Source organism: Corynebacterium pygosceleis (assembly GCF_016595275.2).
GTDB classification, from domain to species: domain Bacteria; phylum Actinomycetota; class Actinomycetes; order Mycobacteriales; family Mycobacteriaceae; genus Corynebacterium; species Corynebacterium pygosceleis.
The window spans coordinates 452,645-470,260 of record NZ_JAENIQ020000002.1; the positions used below are offsets into that span (position 1 = coordinate 452,645).

Genomic DNA, 17,616 nt, shown 5'->3' on the forward strand with positions numbered 1-17,616 from the left:
ACCCCGTCACATAGTGCTAGTTTAATTAGCACTATCAGTTCTTTACCTTTCGGGAGGCCCCCGTGCTGATCACCCTCGACACCTCGTCACCGGTGCCCGTCTACACCCAGCTCGTCGCGGCACTGACCAGGTCGATCACCGACGGGGAGACACCCGCGGGCGCGAGGCTGCCGTCGGCCGGGGAGCTCGCCGAGGCACTCGATCTCAACCGGAACACGGTGCTGCGCGCCTACCGCCAGCTCCGCGACCGGGGCCTGGTGGAGCTGCGCCGGGGAAAGGGTGCCACGGTGCTCCGACCGCCCGAGCGAACCACCGCCGTGGAGAACGCACTGGACGCCCTCGCCCGCCTCGCCCGGGAGTCGGGGGTCTCCCTCGACCAGCTCACCGCATCTCTCGCCGCACGCGGCGTCACCGGATGAACCTGAAACGGAACCCACCCATGAAACCAACGACACGCTTCCGTACCCTCGCCCTCGGGGTACCGCTGCTCATCGCCGTCACCCTCACCGTGATCGCCGCCGTCATGGCGCGGGGACACCGGGGCGAACTGGCGACGCACTTCGCCTCCGACGGAACCCCCGACGGCTTCGATTCCCCCACCGCGTTCCTCCTGGTGGTCGGCGTCACGACCATCGGAACCGCGGCACTGATGGGCGCGTTGGCCGGAACCCGCCAGCGGTTCCTCGCCGGCTGCGCGGGATTCACCGCGACCTTCCTGGGCGCACTGGAGATCCGGACCGTCCACGTCAATCTCGCGGCCCCCTCACCGCAGGATGCCCGGCTGCCCGCGATCGAGGGCCTGCTGTTCCTGGTGCTGTCTGTGGCGGTCGGGGCACTGCTGGCTTGGGCGGCGACCCCCGTGCCGAGGGAATCCGACGGGGAGCGGGTCACCGCGGTGGTGCCGGTCTCCGGGGCCCGGCGCGCCGTGTGGTTCGGCCACGCGACCGCCCGCCCGTGGCTGATCGCCCTGACGGTGGGTATCGGCGCCGTGTTCACCGCCATCGGCCTGCTGATCCCGGACGATACCGGTGGCGCGGACCGGGTGATGATCGGCTCGGGCGTCGTTCTCGTCATCGTCGGAATGATGTTCACCCGGGTCCGGGTGCGCGTCGACCACCGTGGTCTGACCTGGTCACTGTGGCCGGGACTCATCCGTTCCACGATCCCCCACGAGAAGATCACCGGGGTCCGTGCGATCGACCTCGACCCCGGCGAATGGGGCGGCTGGGGCTGGCGCCTGAGCGCACGCGGTACCGCCCTCGTCCTGCGCGGCGGGCCGGCGATCGTGCTGTCCCGCCGGACCGCGGCCGATTTCGCCGTCACCGTCGATGACGCCGACACCGGAGCGGGGCTCGTCCGGGGATACCTCGACGCTCTCCGGGAGGAGAAGGAGAGCTAGGGACGCCAGGCGCAGGCGGCGCCCGAGCCGGGCTCGGTGTGTCCCTCCTCGGAGGTGCCGTACCAGTAGGCGTCCTCCGGCAGTTGGGCGACGACGGCCTTCGTGACGACCCGGAGATCGAGGGCCGAGACCCCGTTGACGATCACGCGGTGCAGCACCTCGGAGGTCGGTGCGTGTCCCTCGGCCTGCATGAACTGGGCGACGAGCATGTTCTCCGGTTCGCAGGACAGCGAGATCTCCTCGGCGTGAACGGTGGCCTCCAGGTACCCGGCGCGCTCGAGACCACGGCCCAGCTTCTTCGAGATCTTCCGCCACTCCCCCGGCGTGATCAGCAGATTCAGGTCGGTGGACACGGGCCGGGGTGCGACGTCCGCGAGGATCTTCTCGTCGTCGGTGTTCAGGGCGTCCTCCAGTCGTAGTTTCTCGATGAGTTCGGGCCGTCGTGCGGCGGTACGGAGCAGCGACCGCTCCCGCCGCCAGGCGTCGATGTGGGCGTGGTTGCCGCCGATCAGCACCTCCGGGACCTCGAGGCCGCGCCACTCGCGGGGTTTCGTGTAACTCGGGCCCTCGAGCAGTCCGTCGGAGAAGCTGTCGTCCACGTGGCTCGCGGCGTTGCCGAGGACCCCGGGAATCAGCCGGACGATGGCCTCCGCCATGACGAGGACCGCGACCTCACCGCCGATGAGCACGTAGTCACCGATGGAGACCTCGCGCACGCGGTAGCGGTGGGCGGCGTCATCCACCACGCGCTGGTCTATGCCCTCGTACCTGCCGCAGGCGAAGACGATGTGGTCCTCGTGGGACCAGGCGCGCGCCATCTCCTGGGTGAAGGGCACACCGGCCGGGGTCGGGACGATGAGCAGCGGGGCGGTCCCGTCCTCCCCGTCGCGGACGTCGCGCCGGGTGTCGTAGCCGGTGAAGTCCGCGCCCGACAGGTCGTCGTGCCGGGGGCGGTCGACGTGGGGCTGGGCGGAGTCGAGTCTGTCGGCGACCGCGGCCGGGCCGGTTCCGGCCGCGATGTCGTCGAGTGCCGGACCCCACACAGTGGGTTTCATCACCATTCCGGGGCCGCCGCCGTAGGGCGGGCCGTCGACGGAGCGGTGCACGTCCGTGGCCCAGTCGCGCAGATCGTGGACACCGACGGAGAGGATGCCGCGCTCGATGGCCTTGCCCAGCAGGGCGTGCCGCAGGGGATCGAGATACGCGGGGAAGATCGTCGCGACGTCGATGCGCAGTCCGCTCACAGGTCCAGCAGTCCTTCCGGCGGGGTGATCGTGGCGGTCCCCGCCCCGAGGTCGACGTCGGGGACGATGGCGTGGACGAAGGGGATGAGCACGTCCTTGCCCGTGTCCAGGCGGACCTCGAGCGTCTCCCCGGCGGGGCCGTGCAGGACGCCGGTGACCTCGCCGATCTCCTCACCGTCCTGCACGATGCGCAGACCCTCGAGCTCGTGGTCGTAGAAGCCCTCCTCACCGGGCTCCGATTCCCGGGGTGCCCCGAAGAACCGGGTGCCGCGCAGCGAGTCGGCGGCGTTCCGGTCCGCGATCTCCGCGAACTTGATCAGCAGCCGGTTCTGGTGCCCGCGCACCGAGTCGATGGTGAGCCGGTGCTCGCGCCCACCCTGACGACCGGTGAGCACCTCGCCGACCACGAAGCGGGCCTCCGGTTCATCGGTGGTCACCTCCACCGAGACCTCGCCCCTGATTCCGTGGGACTTCACCACGCGTCCGACCAACAGCTCCACATTCTCCATGGGCAGTGATCCTATCCGACCCGGAATCGACACCCGAACATCCGGGAAGACCGACGAGGTTTGATTAGGCTTGGTTGTGTACGTCCCACCCCTTCCCGCCAGGAGGCCACCATGTCCCAGAAGCCGCAGAATCCGACCAACCCGCTGCCCGCGAGCGACCGGGAGGCGGGCCGGGCACCCGGGCACTGGCTGCTTGCCCGGGTCGGGAAGAAGGTCCTGCGCCCCGGTGGGCGGGAGACCACGGAGTGGGTGATCGACCATCTGCCCGTCGAGGGCCGGGATGTCGTCGAGTTCGCCCCCGGTCTCGGGGTGACGGCCGCCGAACTGATCTCCCGGAAACCGTCCAGCTACGTCGGTGTAGACGCGGACGCGGACGCCTGCGCGATCACCGGATCGAAACTCCCGCAGGATGACCCGGCGTTCCGGATGCAGCTCGGTTCCGCGAAGGAGACGAACCTCGAGGCCGGTTCTGCCGATGTCGTCATCGGTGAGGCGATGCTGACGATGCAGACCGACAAGCACAAGCTGGAGATCATGCGGGAGGCGCACCGGGTCCTGCGCCCCGGTGGCCGGTACGGCATCCACGAGCTCGGTCTGCACCCGGACAACCTGGACCCGGTGATCAAGAACCGCATCCAGAAGGATCTGGCCCGCGCCATCAAGGTCAACGCCCGGCCCCTGACGACGGCGGAGTGGACGGCGCTGGCGGAGGAGGCGGGGTTCCGTGTCGTGGACGTCTACCACGCGCCGATGGCCCTGCTCGAACCGAAGCGTATGGTCGCGGATGAGGGGCTGCCGCGGACCCTGAAGATCATCGTCAACGTGCTCCGGCAGCCCGAGATCCGTAAGCGGGTGATGACGATGCGCCGCACGTTCACCACCTACGCCGACAACCTGAACGCCATCGGTATGGTGCTCGAGAGGAAGTGACAGGAAGATGGAGATCCCGGTCAACCAGCCGGACACCTTCGGTGAGCCCGAACGGGAGTCAACCGGAACGATGACGGTGCTGGACCTCCTCGAAGAGGCCGCGGACGCGAATCCGGACCGCAGGGTCCCGGCCGTGAAGCGAATCCTGGAGGGCAACGGGGCGAACATCATCACCTTCAGTTTCGCCCCCGGTCAGCGTCTCAACGATCACAAGGCCGCCCACCCCATCACCGTCCAGTGCGTCACGGGGACACTCGACTTCACCTGTGGGGAGGAGACGGTGCGGATGACACCCGGGACCGTCCTGCACCTGGATGACCACGTCGTGCACCGCGTCGACTGCCCCGCCGACGCCACCGGGGAACGCAACATCCTGCTGCTCCACATGCTCACCGGCGAACGGCACTGACCCACCGAACACCCCACCCGGGCCCCGGTGTCCGCGCCGGGGCTCAGCGCCGTTCCCGGACCTGTCCGTCGGCCACCTCGAGTACCCGGGTCGCCCGGAACGTGTCCCTCATCCTGCGGTCGTGGGTCACGAGCAGGACGGTACCGGGGAAACTCTCGACAGCCTGCTCCAGCTGTTCGATGGCCGGGAGATCCAGGTGGTTGCTCGGCTCGTCGAGCACGAGGAGGTTGGTCCCGCGCACCTGCAGCAGTGCGAGGGCGGCACGGGTCCGCTCCCCCGGCGAGAGGGAGTCGCAGGCGCGGTGGACGTGGTCACCGGTGAGACCGAACTTGGCGAGCAGGGTCCGCAACTCGGCGGTACCGAGATCGGGTTCCTGCGCGCCGAACACGTCGACGAGTGGTTCGGCACCGCGGAACACCTCGCGCGCCTGGTCGATGCGCCCGAGGCGGACACCGGATCCGAGTGCGGACGAATCGGTGAGCAGCCCGAGCAGCGTGGACTTGCCCGAACCGTTGGCGCCGGTGATGAGGACCCTGTCCCCGTAGTTGACCTGGAGATCGACGGGGCCGAGCCGGAAATCACCCAGGTCCACCAGGACACCGTTCAGCGTCGACACGACGTTCCCGGAGCGGGGTGCCGACGCGATGTCCATCTGCAGCACCCATTCCTTCCGCGGCTCCTCCACCTCCTCGAGCCGCTCGAGGGCGCGTTCGGACTGGGCGATCTTCCCCGCCTGCTTCTCGCTGCGCTGCCCGGCCCGGTGCCTGATGTGCTTGTCGTTGTCGGTGGATTTCCGGATGGCGTTCTTCGTCCCCTTGTCCAACCAGGTCTTCTGCGTCTGGACCCGGTCCTTCAGTGCCCCGACCTTGTCGGCGTACTCCTCGTACTCCTCGCGGGCACGCTCGCGCGCCCGTTCACGTTCGATGAGGAAGGCCTCCCAACCGCCGTTGTAGACGGTGATCTGGCGCTGCGCGGAGTCCAGCTCCACCACACCGGTCACGGTGCGGGCGAGGAACTCGCGGTCGTGGCTGACGATCATCATGGGGCGGTGATCGGAGGCGACGAAGTCCTCCAGGATCTCCAGACCGGCGAGGTCCAGGTCGTTGGTCGGCTCGTCGAGCAGCAGGATGTCGTGTCCGGCGAGCAGGATCACGGCCAGGTTGGCGCGTGCCGCCTGACCTCCGGAGAGCGCCGTCATGGGGAGATCCGGGGCGACGTCGAGCCCGAGGCGCGCGGCGACGCGCTCGTACCGTTCGTCGAAGTCGGCTCCCCCGAGATCGAGCCACTCCTGGAGCGCGGCACTGTAGGCGTCACCGGTGGCGTCGTCACCGGTGGCCAGCGCCTCGGCGAGGATATCCATCCGTTCCAGGGCGCCGGTCACTCCGGTGCGCCGGGCGATGAAGGCGCGGACACTCTCATCCCCGCGCTCCACCTCCTGTTCGAGCAGGCCGACGGTCGCGTCAGGCGGTGAGAGCAGGCGTTCACCGGTGATCTCCGCTCCGGTGTCCCCACCGGAACAGACGGCGAGGAGCGTCGATTTCCCGGCGCCGTTCGGCCCCGTCAGCCCCCACCGCTGTCCGTCCGCGACCACCAGGTCGAGATGTTCGAACAGGGTGCGCGCGCCGTGGGCCGTGCCGAGGTCCCGGAGGGTGAGGGTGGTCATGGGGCAATCGTACAGTTCCCCCGACGTTCCCCCGGCACCCCTGCCGTGCGCCCCGGACCGGAGAAACGGCCCGTACCACCGGTCATTGACACCCCCTTTCACCACCCCCGTGCATGGCAGTCGGAACCTCATCGAGATCCGCCGTCCACCACCTTTTTTATTCACCCGAACCCCCCGAAACGCGCACAACAGTGACCCAGACGACACAGGCGGGTGACTGATGTCACGATATTTCCAAATATGTGATGAAAAAAGGGTTAAGCTACGGGAAATTTCGGCACGAGACATCAGCCGGTGTCGATGCGCCGCTCCCCCCAACTCCCACAGAGAAGGATCCCGCACACCGTGAAACCCAACAAGTTCGTCCTCCAGCTCACGGCCGCCCTCGCCGCCGGTGCACTCATGCTCTCCGGTTGTTCCGGAGACAGCGGATCCTCGGGCTCCGGCTCCACCGGGTCCGGCTCATCGTCGAGCACGGACAGCGTCGAGGTCGCCGCCTCCGACTTCGCGCCGACCGAACGCGACGACATCCGGGACGGCGGCGAACTGGTCACCGCCATCTACGAGATCCCCGAGCAGCAGAACCGTTTCCACGCCGACGCCTCCGCCCCCGTCGTGACCATCTGGAACTGGTACAACCCGCAGATCGCCCTGTTCGACGGCGAAGGCAACTACACCGCGAACCCGAACTACATCTCCGAGGTCACGGACGAGGTCGTCGACGGCAACACCGTCGTCACGTTCACCGTCGTCGATGACGCGAAGTGGAACGACGGCTCCGACATCGACTGGACCGCCTTCGAAACGACCTGGAGGATCAACAACGGCGAGTCGGACGACTACACCCCGAGTGCGACCGACGGCTACGAACGCATCACCTCCGTGGAAGAGGGCGACAGCCCGAAGCAGGCCGTCATCACCTTCGACGGCGTGTACCCGTGGTGGGAGGGTCTGTTCAACCAGATCGCCCACCCCGCACTCGCCGATCCGGCGAACTACAACTCCTATCTGAAGGAGGTCCACCCGGAGTGGGGTGCGGGCCCCTACACCGTCGAGAACATCGACTTCAACAGGGGTGAAGCGGTCTTCGTCCGCAACGACAAGTGGTGGGGACCGGAAGGAAAGCTCGACCGCCGGATCTTCCGGCAGATGGAGAGCCAGGCCGCTATCAACGCCTTCAAGAACGGCGAGATAGACGTGGTCGGCGCCAGCAGCCGTGAGAGCTACGCGACCGTCGAGAACATGGACGGCATCGACCTGCGCATGGCCACCCGCCCCTCCAGCGGACTCATCACCCTCAACTCGGAGGCCGGCGCACTCGGGGACATCAAGGTCCGTGAAGCCGTCGCACGCGGCCTCGACCGTGAGCTGCTGGGCCAGATCCGCTTCAACGGGACCCCCTACTCCGAGACCCCTCCCGGTTCACTCATCATCTACCCGTTCCAGGAGGACTACCAGGACAACTTCTCCGCTGCGGCCAGCTTCGACCCGGAGGCCGCCAAGGCACTCCTGGAAGAGGCCGGGTGGACCGAAGGTTCCTCCGGTATCCGGGAGAAGGACGGCGAGCCCCTGCACCTGACCTACACCCTCATCGGTGACAACGAAACCTCGAAGGCGCAGGCCACGGCGACGCAGAAGATGATGAAGGACATCGGCATCGACCTGGAGATCAAGCAGCGCCCCTCCTCCGAGTTCTCCGACGTCTACACCAACCGGGACTTCGAGATCTTCCCGATGGGCTTCAGCTCCTCCGACCCGTACGGCGTCGCCTACTTCGGGCAGACCTACAACTCCGACTCACAGCTGAACCTGTCCGGGACCGGCACCCCGGAACTCGATGAGCAGATCAGGGAACTCCAGGCGCTGCCGACCGCCAAGGAACAGATCAAACGGGCGAATGAGCTCGAGACGGACGCGTTCAAGCGCTACGGCCTGATCCCGACCGGCAACGGTGCGGACATCTACGCGGTCAAGGACGGCCTGGTCAACACCGGTGCCCTGGGATTCGCGGTTCTGCCCGTCGAGAACATCGGGTGGAAGAAGGACTGACAGATCCCGACCGGATGATTCGCGGCCCCGACACGGGTGGGCCGCCCGATCAGACGTCCCCGCGGAACCTCCCCTCGACCGACAGACGGCACACGTCTTCCCGAGGGGAGGTTCCGCGTTCTCCCGTCCCCGATCCTCCCCGAGATGAACCGGAGGGGAACACGGGGAAGCGGAATTGCGTCGATCACGGTCGAACGGACACAGCCCCACCCCGGAACGTCACCCTTCCGCCGACATTGCCGGCCATCCGTACTTCCCGCCCCGGTTGGTGACGGTCCTCTCACCCCACCGGCACGCGACCCCCTGGTACTCCCCGTATGAAAACCAGCGAGCATAATGGGCGGCATACGTAAAAAGACAGATCAATCCACCGACCCCGGTGAGAAGACCTTCTTCGGCCAGCCATGGGGACTGGCCAACCTCTTCGGGGTGGAGATGTGGGAGCGTTTCAGCTTCTACGGTATGCAGGCCATCCTCGTGTACTACATGTACTTCTCCGTCACCGACGGCGGACTCGGCATGGACAAGGCCCAGGCCACATCCATCATCGGCGCATACGGCGGGCTCGTGTACATGGCATCCCTCGTCGCGGCCCTCGTCGCCGACCGTTTCCTCGGTTCGGAGCGCACGCTCTTCTGGTCCGCCGTACTGGTCATGGCGGGCCACATCTCGCTCTCCGTGCTCCCCGGTGTCATCGGCCTCGCCGTCGGCCTCATCGCCATCGCACTCGGATCCGGAGGAATCAAGACGAACGCGTCCGTGGTGCTCGGCCAGCTCTACTCGCGCAGCGATCCGCGACGTGACGCCGGCTTCTCGATCTTCTACCTCGGCATCAACATCGGTGCGCTCGCCGGCCCGATCCTCACCGGCTGGCTGCGGGTGTCCAACGGCTTCCACTGGGGCTTCGGCCTCGCCGCGGTGGGCATGGCCATCGGACTCACCCAGTACATCCTGATGCGGAAGACGACCATCGGCGCAGCCGGACACGAGGTGCCGAACCCGCTGCCCAGACGCCAGTACCCGCTGTGGTTCGGCGCTGTCATCGCCATCGTCGTGGTCTGCGTGCTGCTCATCGGAACCGGCACGGTCAAGGTCCAGTGGCTGTCCGACATCGTCACGGTCGTCGCGCTGATCTCGGCCGTCGTGCTCTGGTGCCAGATGTACTTCTCCCCGCTGACCACCGCCACCGAGAAGTCCCGTCTCATCGGTTTCATCCCGATCTTCATCTCCGGATCGCTGTTCTTCGGAGTCTTCCAGCAGCAGTTCACCGTCATCGCGATCTTCGCCGAGACCCGCCTCGACCGAAACGTCCTCGGTGTGGAACTCGCCCCGGAATTCGTGCAATCGATCAACCCGACCTTCATCATCCTGTTCTCCGTCGTCTTCGCCACTCTCTGGACGAAGCTGGGTGACCGCCAGTGGTCGAGCCCGGTGAAGTTCGGTGTCGCCAACGTCATCATCGGCGTCTCACTGTTCTTCTTCCTGCCGTTCGTCGGGGGCGAGGAGAACTCGACGCCGGTCTACGCCATCGTCTGGATCCTGTTCCTGTTCACCATCGCGGAACTGCTCCTGTCGCCCATCGGCAACTCACTCGCCACCAAGCTCGCACCCGAGGCGTACCCGTCCCGGATGTTCGCCGTCTGGATGATGGCCCTCGCGACCGGCACCGCACTCGCGGGCAGCCTCGCCGGTCACTACCACCCGGACGACCCCTCCTCCGAGCCCACCTTCTTCCTCGTCATCGGTGTCGGCTCGGTCATCCTCGGTGTCCTGCTGATCGCGGCGAAGAAGTGGATCACGGCGAAATTCGTCGACGTCCGCTAGAAGCCAGCACCCGGGCAACGCTCCCGGCCCCACTACTGTGCCCCGGTATCTTCTCACCTGAGATACCGGGGCACATCCGTGTCACCCGCCATTTGCCGTGGGCACGGGACACCCACGGAATCGGCCCCCGGGTACGGCACCTCTTCCACACAGAAGTCCTCCAGTGCAAAATACTGGACAGTGAACGAAAACACGCTGAGAGGATGACAATGGGAAACAAGGCATGGGGGCACGGAAATCGTAAGGGTCTCAAGAAGGGACGTATCGAGGGTGCCGTGAGCGGGCTGGTGGTCGGAATACTCGTGACCCTGCTTCTCCTGGTCCTTCTCTAGGCCCGGAAAAGCGCCAGAGTCAGCTCAGGCGACCGGTCGCAACGACTACACCAGGATTTTTCTGCACGCGTGGACGGTCCCGTCAGGTACACCGTCACCCCCTGCCGGGCAAAACCTGACAGTCCCCTACGCAGTGGGGAACGGTCGCTGCCCTGTGGACACTCCCGCCCCGTCGTCACATGCGCCACCGGCCGGGTGCGTCCCGCATGCCACCGGGAACGGGAAAAGCCCGCCGCCACCGGTATTCGGTGGCAACGGGCTTCCGGCGCTCCGCCGGACAGGCGGAACAGGGGACGGCAGATTTACTCTGCGGCAGCGTCCTCGGACTTCTCTTCCGCCTCGTCCTCGGCCTTGACCTCGTCAGCGGCGGCCTTCTTGGCTGCCTCCTCCTTCTCGGCGCGGGACTTGCGCTTCTTCTCCGTGATGGCCTCGGCGGAGGGGCCCTCGTTCGCCTCGGCGAGCGCGGCGTTGAACAGGTCCAGCTTGCTCGGCTTCGGCTCAGCGACCCGCAGGGTGCCCTCGGCGCCCGGAAGACCCTTGAACTTCTGCCAGTCGCCGGTCACCTTGAGGAGGGCGAGAACCGGGTCGGTCGGCTGTGCACCGACGGACAGCCAGTGCTGTGCACGCTCGGAGTCGATCTTGATGACGGAGGGGTCAGCCTTCGGCTCGTAGATGCCGATGTTCTCGATGACCTTGCCGGAACGGCGGGTGCGGGCATCGGCGACGACGATGCGGTAGTGCGGGGTGCGGATCTTACCGAGACGCTGAAGCTTGATCTTGACGGCCATGTGAGGCTCCTTCTTGTAGTACGGTCACCGGGCAGTACGGACGCCCGCCGGATCGGCGGGCCGGTTCAGCCCTTGGATTTAACCTGCGCGTGACCACCGGCCGACCGGGGTCGGTGACGGTGTGACGCAGGAAAGTCATGTGTTCATCGCCCGGACCCGCCCCGCCACCGGTGACGACCAGCGACGACCGGATGTTCTGACAGATGTTCCGGGGACGGTCCCGACACCGGGGTACGGTGCTGCGACAACCCGTGAAACTATACCAGTTGTCCGGACAGGTATCCAACGGATACCGGAGGATGTCGAGCGAGTCTCCCCCGATGGTGCCCGGGGCTCTGGCAGAGTTGGCCGCATGAACACCAGTGAACGTGTGGCCCGGGATCTGCTCCGGGTTCAGCGGGCCAGCATCGAGGAGGTCGAGGCCGTCGAGCGACTCCGGCAGGCGGTCAGCGGGGCGATCAGAGCCGGGGCGTCCTGGGCGCAGGTCGCGACGCACCTCGGGGTGACGGAGCGGGCGGCGCGACGGCGTTTCGGCTCGCCGCCCGCTCCGGAGGACCAGACCGCACTGTTCTGACCCGCTCCCCGCACACGGGACGCTACTTCTTTCCCCCCTGGCCGAAGTCCAGGTTGTCGAGGTCGATGTTTTCCATCCCCTTGGGCATCTTCGGCATTCCGGGGAGTTTACCCAGCCCGCCGAGGCCGGGCAGCTTACCCCCGCCACCCATCTGTTCCTGCAGCGCCTGTAGTTCCTCCATGCTCGGCATACCGGCGCCACCCATCCCGGGCATTCCGGGCATGCCGCCCGGCATCTGCGGCTGCGAGGGGCCCTTCTTCGGGGGCTTGCGCTTCCCGTTCTTCTTCCGACGCCCCTTGGGCTTCTTCTTCGTCGCCTTCCGGCCCATACCGGGCATACCGAACTGGCCGGCCATCTGGCCCATCATCTTCTTCGCCTCGAAGAAACGCTCGACGAGCTGGTTCACCTCGGAGACGGTCACACCCGAACCTGCGGCGATCCGCTTGCGGCGTGAGGCGTTGAGAATCTTGGGGTCGGCCCGTTCCGCCGGGGTCATGCCCCGGATGATGGCTTGGATACGGTCCAGGTGCTTCTCGTCGACCATGTCGGCCATCTCGTTCATCTGCTTGCCGCCGGGCAGCATCTTCAGCAGATTGCCGATCGGCCCCATCCTGCGGATCATCAGCATCTGGTCGAGGAAGTCCTCGAGGGTGAGTTCCCCGGAACCGAGCTTCGCCGCCGTGGCCTCGGCCTTGGAGTGGTCGAGCACGGACTCGGCCTGCTCGATGAGGGTGAGCATGTCGCCCATACCGAGGATCCGGCTGGCCATGCGCTCAGGGTGGAAGACATCGAAGTCCTCGAGCTTCTCACCCGTGGAGGCGAACATGATGGGTTTGCCGGTGACCTCACGGATCGACAGTGCGGCGCCACCACGGGCGTCACCGTCGAGCTTCGTGAGCACGACGCCGGTGAAGTCGACACCGTCGCGGAAGGCTTCGGCGGTCTGGACGGCATCCTGACCGATCATGGCGTCGATGACGAAGAGGACCTCGTCCGGGTTGACGGCGTCACGGATGTTCCGGGCCTGCATCATCAGGGTCTCGTCGATACCGAGCCGACCGGCGGTGTCGACGATGACGACGTCGTGCTGCTTCGCACGGGCCTCCTCGATACCGCGACGGGCGACGTCGACGGGATCACCGTGGGATGTTCCCATCTCGTGGTCGGAGGAATCCACGGCGGTACCGGGGTCGGGTGCGAAGCAGGGGACGCCGGCGCGTTCGGCGACGATCTGAAGCTGCTGGACGGCACCCGGGCGCTGGAGGTCACAGGCGACGAGCATCGGGGTGTGCCCCTGCTTGCCCAGGTGGTTGGCCAGCTTGCCGGCGAGGGTGGTTTTACCGGCACCCTGGAGACCGGCGAGCATGATGACGGTCGGAGGGGTCTTCGCCAGCTGGAGACGACGGGTCTCACCACCGAGGATACCGACGAGTTCCTCGTTGACGATCTTGATGACCTGCTGCGCGGGGTTGAGCGCCTCGGAGACCTCCGCACCCGCCGCACGTTCCTTGATGCGCTTGACGAAACCACGGACGACGGGCAGGGAGACGTCGGCCTCGAGCAGGGCGAGCCGGATCTCGCGCGCGGTGGCGGCGATGTCGGCTTCGCTCAGTTTGCCCTTGCCCCGCAGCCCCTTCAGGGCTCCGGTCAACCGGTCAGACAGAGACTCAAACACGTTCCACTCCCCTATTGGGCGGCTCGACAACACTGGTAGTTTCACCATGGTAGCCCACCGGGTCACTGCACCCTACCTGCAGGTGACGGTCACGGTGCACCGGACTACGCGGCGTTGAGCACCCGGTTGACGTCCCGTTCGATCCTCGCCCGGTCCGCGTTCCCGCCCCGCAACCGGAATCGCGCGACCATCGTCGCCCCGGGTGTCGCGGCCTCCATCCAGTCGATCTCCGGCAGGACCCCCATCACGGCACCGATCACCCCGGGGCGGTCGATCGTGCGGACCTCCAGGGTACGGCCGGTCCAGGCGGTCGCCGTCGCCGCCGGCCGAACCTCCGGAAGGGTGGAGAACACCCCCGAGGCGTAGGCCTGGATGAAGGCACGTTCATCCACGTCCGCGGGACTTTTCGCCGCACGGGGCCGGACATCGAACTCGGCGCGGCAGCTGCCGTCCGATGAATCGGTGACCATGCGGGACCCCTGGATGTTCCAGCCCTTCGCCGCGATGAGCGCCAGTACCCGGACGATCTCCCGCTGGTAGCTGCCGCGCCAGTGCACCCGGAGTTCCCCGTTGTCCCGGACCGTCAGCCCGAGGGGGCTCGGGGCGGTGACGAACGGGCGGGTGGCGACGACGGCCGTGAGCGCCCGCCGGGCGCCGGCCGCGAGTCGGTTCACGGCCTGCTCCGCACGGGGCGTCCAGACACCGGGACCGGTGGACAGCGCGTCGGCGCGGGTGAGCTGCTGCAGCAGGTCGAGTGTGAGTAGGTCGTAGCCGACGGCGTCGAGAAGTGCCCGGACCGTGTCGGGATCGGTCGGGTCCCGTCGCAGCGCGAACTTCATCAGGGTCGTGTGCTGGGCGACGATGTTCTGCGCGCAGCATCGGTCCCGGAACCCGAGGCCCATACGGGCGGTCATCCGGGCGATGATCTCCGCCCCGACCTGGGAGTGGGGCCGGGAACCACCTTTTCCGATGTCGTGGATGAGTGCGGTGAGCAGCAGCAGATCGGGTCGGGGTACGTCGACCGTGGATTCGGCGCACCGGCGCACGGTGGCGATCAGGTGCCGGTCGATGGTGTGCACGTGGCTGCGTTCCCGGGGCATGAGCCCCCGGATCCGGGACCATTCCGGTACGAGTGGGGTCCACAGACCGTGCCGGTCCATGCCGTCGATGATGGTCTCGGTGTGTTCGGGGGACGACAGGAGTGCGACGAAGTCGTCGGCGGCGTGGGCGGGCCAGGGGTCAGGGAGGGGGGGAACCTTGCGCAGCCGCTCCCAGATCGCGTCCGGGACGGGGAGCCCGGTCCGGGCGGCGGCGGCCGCGACCCGCAGCACGAGGCAGGGGTCCTCCATGTCCGGGGAGCGCGAGAGCGTGATGTAGCCGCCCCCGTCGACGACGTCGACGTCGAGAGGGCGGCGGGGGGTGCGACGGATCCCGCCGGGGGTCGGGAGGATCGAGCGTGCGGTGGCGAGAGCGTTGGTGAGCGCGTCATCGGTGGCACGGGCGGCACGGGCGATCGCCCGTGCGAGTTCATAGCGGTCCGGGTAACCGAGGCGGAGGGCGATGTCGTGGGCGAACTCGGGGTCGAGGACGTCCCGTGGTCGACGGGACTCGTCGTGGAGCAGGGTACGGATGTCGAGGAGGAGACCGCGCTGGTCGGCCAGCGGCGGCGCGTCGCACAGGTTGCCCAGTGCCAGTGCGGCTATCAGTTCCCCGTCGCGCAGACCCCCGCGCCCGTGTTTCAGGTCCGGGTGGGTCATCGCGACGACGGATCCCGACCTGCGCCACCGGTCGATGGCGGTGTCGGTGATGTGGTTGAAACGTTTCGGCAGGGTCCGGCGCCACTGCTGGAGAACCCGGTTCCGGGTGTCGGCGACGAGATCCTCGTCGCCGGCGAGGTGGCACAGGTCGAGGAGCCCGAGGGCCGCGGTGGTGTCCTCGTCGACGATGTTCACGCAGTCGGTCGGGGTGCGCACCGAGTGGTCGAGTCGGATGTGGGCGTCCCACACCGGGTACCAGATGTCGGCGGCCTCGGCCGGTGCAGGACCGGTGTGCAGGAGCATCAGGTCGATGTCCGACTGCGGCGTGAGTTCACCGCGGGCCAGTGACCCCGTGGCGGCGAGGGCGCAGCCCGCGGGGATGTCGATGTCCGCGATGATGCCCAGCGCCCGGGTGAACGCGGTCTCCCGGAGCTGCGGGGCATCGGGCTGCGCGGGGTTGCCTGCGGAACCGTCCTGCATCGGTGATCTAGACCGCGTCGGTGCCGCGTTCGCCGGTACGGACGCGGATGATCTCCTCGACCGGGGTGACCCACACCTTTCCGTCGCCGATCTTGCCCGTCCGGGCGGCGTCGACGATGGCGGTCACGGCTTCCTCCGTGCGATCCTCCGTGGTGACGATCTCGATGCGGATCTTCGGGACGAAGTCGACGGCGTATTCAGCTCCACGGTAGACCTCGGTGTGCCCCTTCTGCTGTCCGAATCCCTGGGTCTCGGTGACGGTCATACCGTGGACACCGATCTGTTCGAGGGCCTGCTTGATGTCATTGAGGGTGAAGGGTTTGACGATGGCGGTGACGAGTTTCATCTGTTTCTCCTGGGATATCGCTGGGGAGCGTTTGGAGGGGCCGGCAGCTGGTTCTCCCGGCCACTCTACCGCCCGGGACAATCGGGATCGGTCGATCAGCGGATGGCGCCGCCGGCCTGCTCGTACGCCGACTCGCCGTGCAGGGCGAAGTCGATGCCGTTGTGCTCGGCCTCCGGGTCGATCCGCCATCCGATGGTCGCCCTGATCACGAGGGCGATGGCCGCCGTGACGGCACCGGAGAGCAGCATCGCGATGAGCGCGACGAGGATCTGGACGAGGAAGAGCCGGAATCCGTCCCAGCCGCCGCCGGTGAACCAGCCGGTGTCGGTGGCCAGCAGTCCGACGCCGACGGTACCCCAGAGACCCGCGACCAGGTGGACGCCGACGACGTCGAGGGAGTCATCGAACTTGAAGCGGTACTTGAGCCCGACCCCCAGAGCGGCGAGACCGCCGCCGACGGCCCCCAGTATCAGGGACGTGACCGGGGTGAGTGCACCGGCGGCCGGGGTGATGGCGACCAGGCCCGCGACGACGCCGGAAGCTGCGCCGAGGGAGGTGGCGCGGCCGTCACGGATGCGCTCGACGATGAGCCAGCCCCCGATACCGGCCGCTGCGGCGGCCGTGGTGTTGAGCCATGCGAGCCCGGCGATGCCGTTGGCGGCGAAAGCGGAACCTCCGTTGAAACCGCACCAGCCGAACCACAGGAGACCGGCACCGAGCATGACCATCGGGAGATTGTGCGGACGCTGGACGCTCCTGAGGAAGATACGCCGGTGCCCGACGATGACGGCGAGAACGAGGGCGGCCGTGCCCGCGGAGATGTGCACGACGGTTCCACCCGCGAAGTCGATCGGTGCGATGCGGGCGAGCGTCTCCCCCTCCTCGACGACGGTGCCGAAGATCCGGGCGGAGATGCTGCCGTCATGGTGGCTGAGCAGTCCCCCTCCCCACACCATGTGGGCGAGCGGGAAGTAGGCGAGGGTCACCCACACCCCGATGAAGATCAACCACGGGGTGAACTTCACCCGGTCGGCCAGTGCACCGGAGATCAGTGCGCAGGAGATGACCGCGAAGGTCAGCTGGAAACCGATGTCGATCACGTTCGCGTAGCCGGCGGCGCCCACGACGTAGGAGCCGTCCGGGTTCACGATCGAGTTCCGCAGCCCGAAGAACTCGAGGGGATCGGCGACGAAACCACCGAACGAGTGACTGCCGTAGGACATCGACCAACCGACGAGAATGTAGACGACGGTGACCACGGCGAGCGCACCGAAGGACATCATCATCATGTTGAGCACGGATTTCTGACTCGACATACCACCGTAGAACAGTGCCAGTGCGGGCGTCATGAGCAGGACGAGGGATGCGGAGATGAGGATCCACGAGGCATTTCCTGATGCTGCCATTGTCATGTCTGGGGTCACGGGGGCCTCCTGGTCGAACGCGGGTTCACTCGTTGGCGGAACCCTCGGTGTGTGGTCGGGTGAGAGGACGGACCTCCTCGACACAGAACTAACTATAGCGCGACAGGTTTAGTTTTCTATAACTGGACAGTTTTTACCCCCGTGCAGGTCACACCACTCCCGACACGGGTCCACCCGTCCCACCACCCACCACCCGGAAGTAGGCGGGGGGCC

At 67.1% G+C, this 17,616-nt stretch carries 16 protein-coding genes; 8 read left to right on the forward strand and 8 right to left on the reverse strand.

Annotated features, from left to right (window positions below; all coding sequences use genetic code 11):
* The first annotated feature begins 62 nt into the window (after positions 1-62).
* Positions 63-419, forward strand: coding sequence for a GntR family transcriptional regulator (locus tag JIM94_RS05340; RefSeq protein WP_200255539.1), 357 nt, complete (start codon positions 63-65; stop codon positions 417-419).
* A gap of 20 nt (positions 420-439) precedes the next feature.
* Positions 440-1,399 (forward strand): SdpI family protein, encoded by a 960-nt coding sequence (locus JIM94_RS05345; RefSeq protein WP_200255541.1) that lies wholly within the window; start codon positions 440-442, stop codon positions 1,397-1,399.
* On the opposite strand, the gene trmD is transcribed toward JIM94_RS05345, so the two are convergent.
* Entirely contained in the window at positions 1,396-2,634 is a 1,239-nt protein-coding gene (gene trmD, locus JIM94_RS05350) for a tRNA (guanosine(37)-N1)-methyltransferase TrmD (protein ID WP_200255634.1), read from the reverse strand. The genes JIM94_RS05345 and trmD overlap by 4 nt on opposite strands.
* A 5-nt stretch (positions 2,635-2,639) precedes the next feature.
* Positions 2,640-3,152, reverse strand: coding sequence for a ribosome maturation factor RimM (gene rimM / locus JIM94_RS05355; protein ID WP_198738198.1), 513 nt, complete (start codon positions 3,150-3,152; stop codon positions 2,640-2,642).
* Positions 3,153-3,263: 111 nt separating this feature from the next.
* On the opposite strand from rimM, the gene JIM94_RS05360 reads away from it, so the two are divergent.
* Both JIM94_RS05360 and JIM94_RS05365 read left to right on the forward strand, forming a co-directional pair.
* The gene (locus JIM94_RS05360; RefSeq protein ID WP_200255543.1) at positions 3,264-4,082 is read left to right on the forward strand and encodes a class I SAM-dependent methyltransferase; all 819 of its coding nucleotides are present in this window, start codon (positions 3,264-3,266) and stop codon (positions 4,080-4,082) included.
* A gap of 7 nt (positions 4,083-4,089) precedes the next feature.
* Positions 4,090-4,491, forward strand: a complete 402-nt coding sequence (locus tag JIM94_RS05365; RefSeq protein ID WP_200255545.1) for a cupin domain-containing protein — start codon at positions 4,090-4,092, stop codon at positions 4,489-4,491.
* A 43-nt stretch (positions 4,492-4,534) separates the two neighbouring features.
* Here the strand turns inward: JIM94_RS05365 and JIM94_RS05370 are convergent, their stop codons facing one another.
* Positions 4,535-6,154 (reverse strand): ABC-F family ATP-binding cassette domain-containing protein, encoded by a 1,620-nt coding sequence (locus tag JIM94_RS05370; protein WP_200255547.1) that lies wholly within the window; start codon positions 6,152-6,154, stop codon positions 4,535-4,537.
* 402 nt (positions 6,155-6,556) lie between these two features.
* Between JIM94_RS05370 and JIM94_RS05375 the strand changes: the two genes are divergently transcribed.
* From JIM94_RS05375 to JIM94_RS11300, 3 genes are all read left to right on the forward strand, one after another.
* On the forward strand, positions 6,557-8,203 hold the full coding sequence (locus tag JIM94_RS05375; protein ID WP_234040313.1) for an ABC transporter family substrate-binding protein: 1,647 nt from the start codon (positions 6,557-6,559) through the stop codon (positions 8,201-8,203).
* A 336-nt stretch (positions 8,204-8,539) separates the two neighbouring features.
* Complete coding sequence (locus JIM94_RS05380; RefSeq protein WP_200255551.1) at positions 8,540-10,027, forward strand: peptide MFS transporter; 1,488 nt, start codon at positions 8,540-8,542, stop codon at positions 10,025-10,027.
* A 209-nt stretch (positions 10,028-10,236) separates the two neighbouring features.
* Complete coding sequence (locus tag JIM94_RS11300; protein WP_267173030.1) at positions 10,237-10,359, forward strand: hypothetical protein; 123 nt, start codon at positions 10,237-10,239, stop codon at positions 10,357-10,359.
* A 302-nt stretch (positions 10,360-10,661) separates the two neighbouring features.
* On the opposite strand, the gene rpsP is transcribed toward JIM94_RS11300, so the two are convergent.
* Positions 10,662-11,147: a 30S ribosomal protein S16 gene (rpsP, locus tag JIM94_RS05385; protein WP_200255553.1), complete on the reverse strand. Its 486-nt coding sequence runs from the start codon at positions 11,145-11,147 to the stop codon at positions 10,662-10,664.
* A gap of 352 nt (positions 11,148-11,499) precedes the next feature.
* Here rpsP and JIM94_RS05390 point away from each other — a divergent pair, with 352 nt between their 5' ends.
* Entirely contained in the window at positions 11,500-11,721 is a 222-nt protein-coding gene (locus JIM94_RS05390; protein ID WP_200255555.1) for a hypothetical protein, read from the forward strand.
* A 22-nt stretch (positions 11,722-11,743) separates the two neighbouring features.
* Here the strand turns inward: JIM94_RS05390 and ffh are convergent, their stop codons facing one another.
* The 4 genes from ffh to JIM94_RS05410 form a co-directional block, all read right to left on the reverse strand.
* Positions 11,744-13,396, reverse strand: a complete 1,653-nt coding sequence (ffh, locus tag JIM94_RS05395) for a signal recognition particle protein (protein WP_200255557.1) — start codon at positions 13,394-13,396, stop codon at positions 11,744-11,746.
* Between the two features lie 104 nt (positions 13,397-13,500).
* Positions 13,501-15,633 (reverse strand): [protein-PII] uridylyltransferase, encoded by a 2,133-nt coding sequence (locus JIM94_RS05400; protein WP_200255559.1) that lies wholly within the window; start codon positions 15,631-15,633, stop codon positions 13,501-13,503.
* A 7-nt stretch (positions 15,634-15,640) separates the two neighbouring features.
* Complete coding sequence (locus tag JIM94_RS05405; RefSeq protein ID WP_200255561.1) at positions 15,641-15,979, reverse strand: P-II family nitrogen regulator; 339 nt, start codon at positions 15,977-15,979, stop codon at positions 15,641-15,643.
* 95 nt (positions 15,980-16,074) lie between these two features.
* Complete coding sequence (locus tag JIM94_RS05410; protein WP_410170822.1) at positions 16,075-17,403, reverse strand: ammonium transporter; 1,329 nt, start codon at positions 17,401-17,403, stop codon at positions 16,075-16,077.
* Positions 17,404-17,616 lie beyond the last annotated feature (213 nt).

What these genes read in the sequence shown, in the direction of transcription:
- JIM94_RS05345 (WP_200255541.1), top strand. Translation starts at nt 440, where the DNA reads ATGAAACCAACGACACGCTTCCGTACCCTCGCCCTCGGGGTACCGCTG.
- rimM (WP_198738198.1), bottom strand. Translation starts at nt 3,152, where the DNA reads ATGGAGAATGTGGAGCTGTTGGTCGGACGCGTGGTGAAGTCCCACGGA.
- JIM94_RS05360 (WP_200255543.1), top strand. Translation starts at nt 3,264, where the DNA reads ATGTCCCAGAAGCCGCAGAATCCGACCAACCCGCTGCCCGCGAGCGAC.
- JIM94_RS05365 (WP_200255545.1), top strand. Translation starts at nt 4,090, where the DNA reads ATGGAGATCCCGGTCAACCAGCCGGACACCTTCGGTGAGCCCGAACGG.
- JIM94_RS05370 (WP_200255547.1), bottom strand. Translation starts at nt 6,154, where the DNA reads ATGACCACCCTCACCCTCCGGGACCTCGGCACGGCCCACGGCGCGCGC.
- JIM94_RS05375 (WP_234040313.1), top strand. Translation starts at nt 6,557, where the DNA reads ATGCTCTCCGGTTGTTCCGGAGACAGCGGATCCTCGGGCTCCGGCTCC.
- JIM94_RS05380 (WP_200255551.1), top strand. Translation starts at nt 8,540, where the DNA reads ATGGGCGGCATACGTAAAAAGACAGATCAATCCACCGACCCCGGTGAG.
- JIM94_RS11300 (WP_267173030.1), top strand. Translation starts at nt 10,237, where the DNA reads ATGGGAAACAAGGCATGGGGGCACGGAAATCGTAAGGGTCTCAAGAAG.
- rpsP (WP_200255553.1), bottom strand. Translation starts at nt 11,147, where the DNA reads ATGGCCGTCAAGATCAAGCTTCAGCGTCTCGGTAAGATCCGCACCCCG.
- JIM94_RS05390 (WP_200255555.1), top strand. Translation starts at nt 11,500, where the DNA reads ATGAACACCAGTGAACGTGTGGCCCGGGATCTGCTCCGGGTTCAGCGG.
- JIM94_RS05400 (WP_200255559.1), bottom strand. Translation starts at nt 15,633, where the DNA reads ATGCAGGACGGTTCCGCAGGCAACCCCGCGCAGCCCGATGCCCCGCAG.
- JIM94_RS05405 (WP_200255561.1), bottom strand. Translation starts at nt 15,979, where the DNA reads ATGAAACTCGTCACCGCCATCGTCAAACCCTTCACCCTCAATGACATC.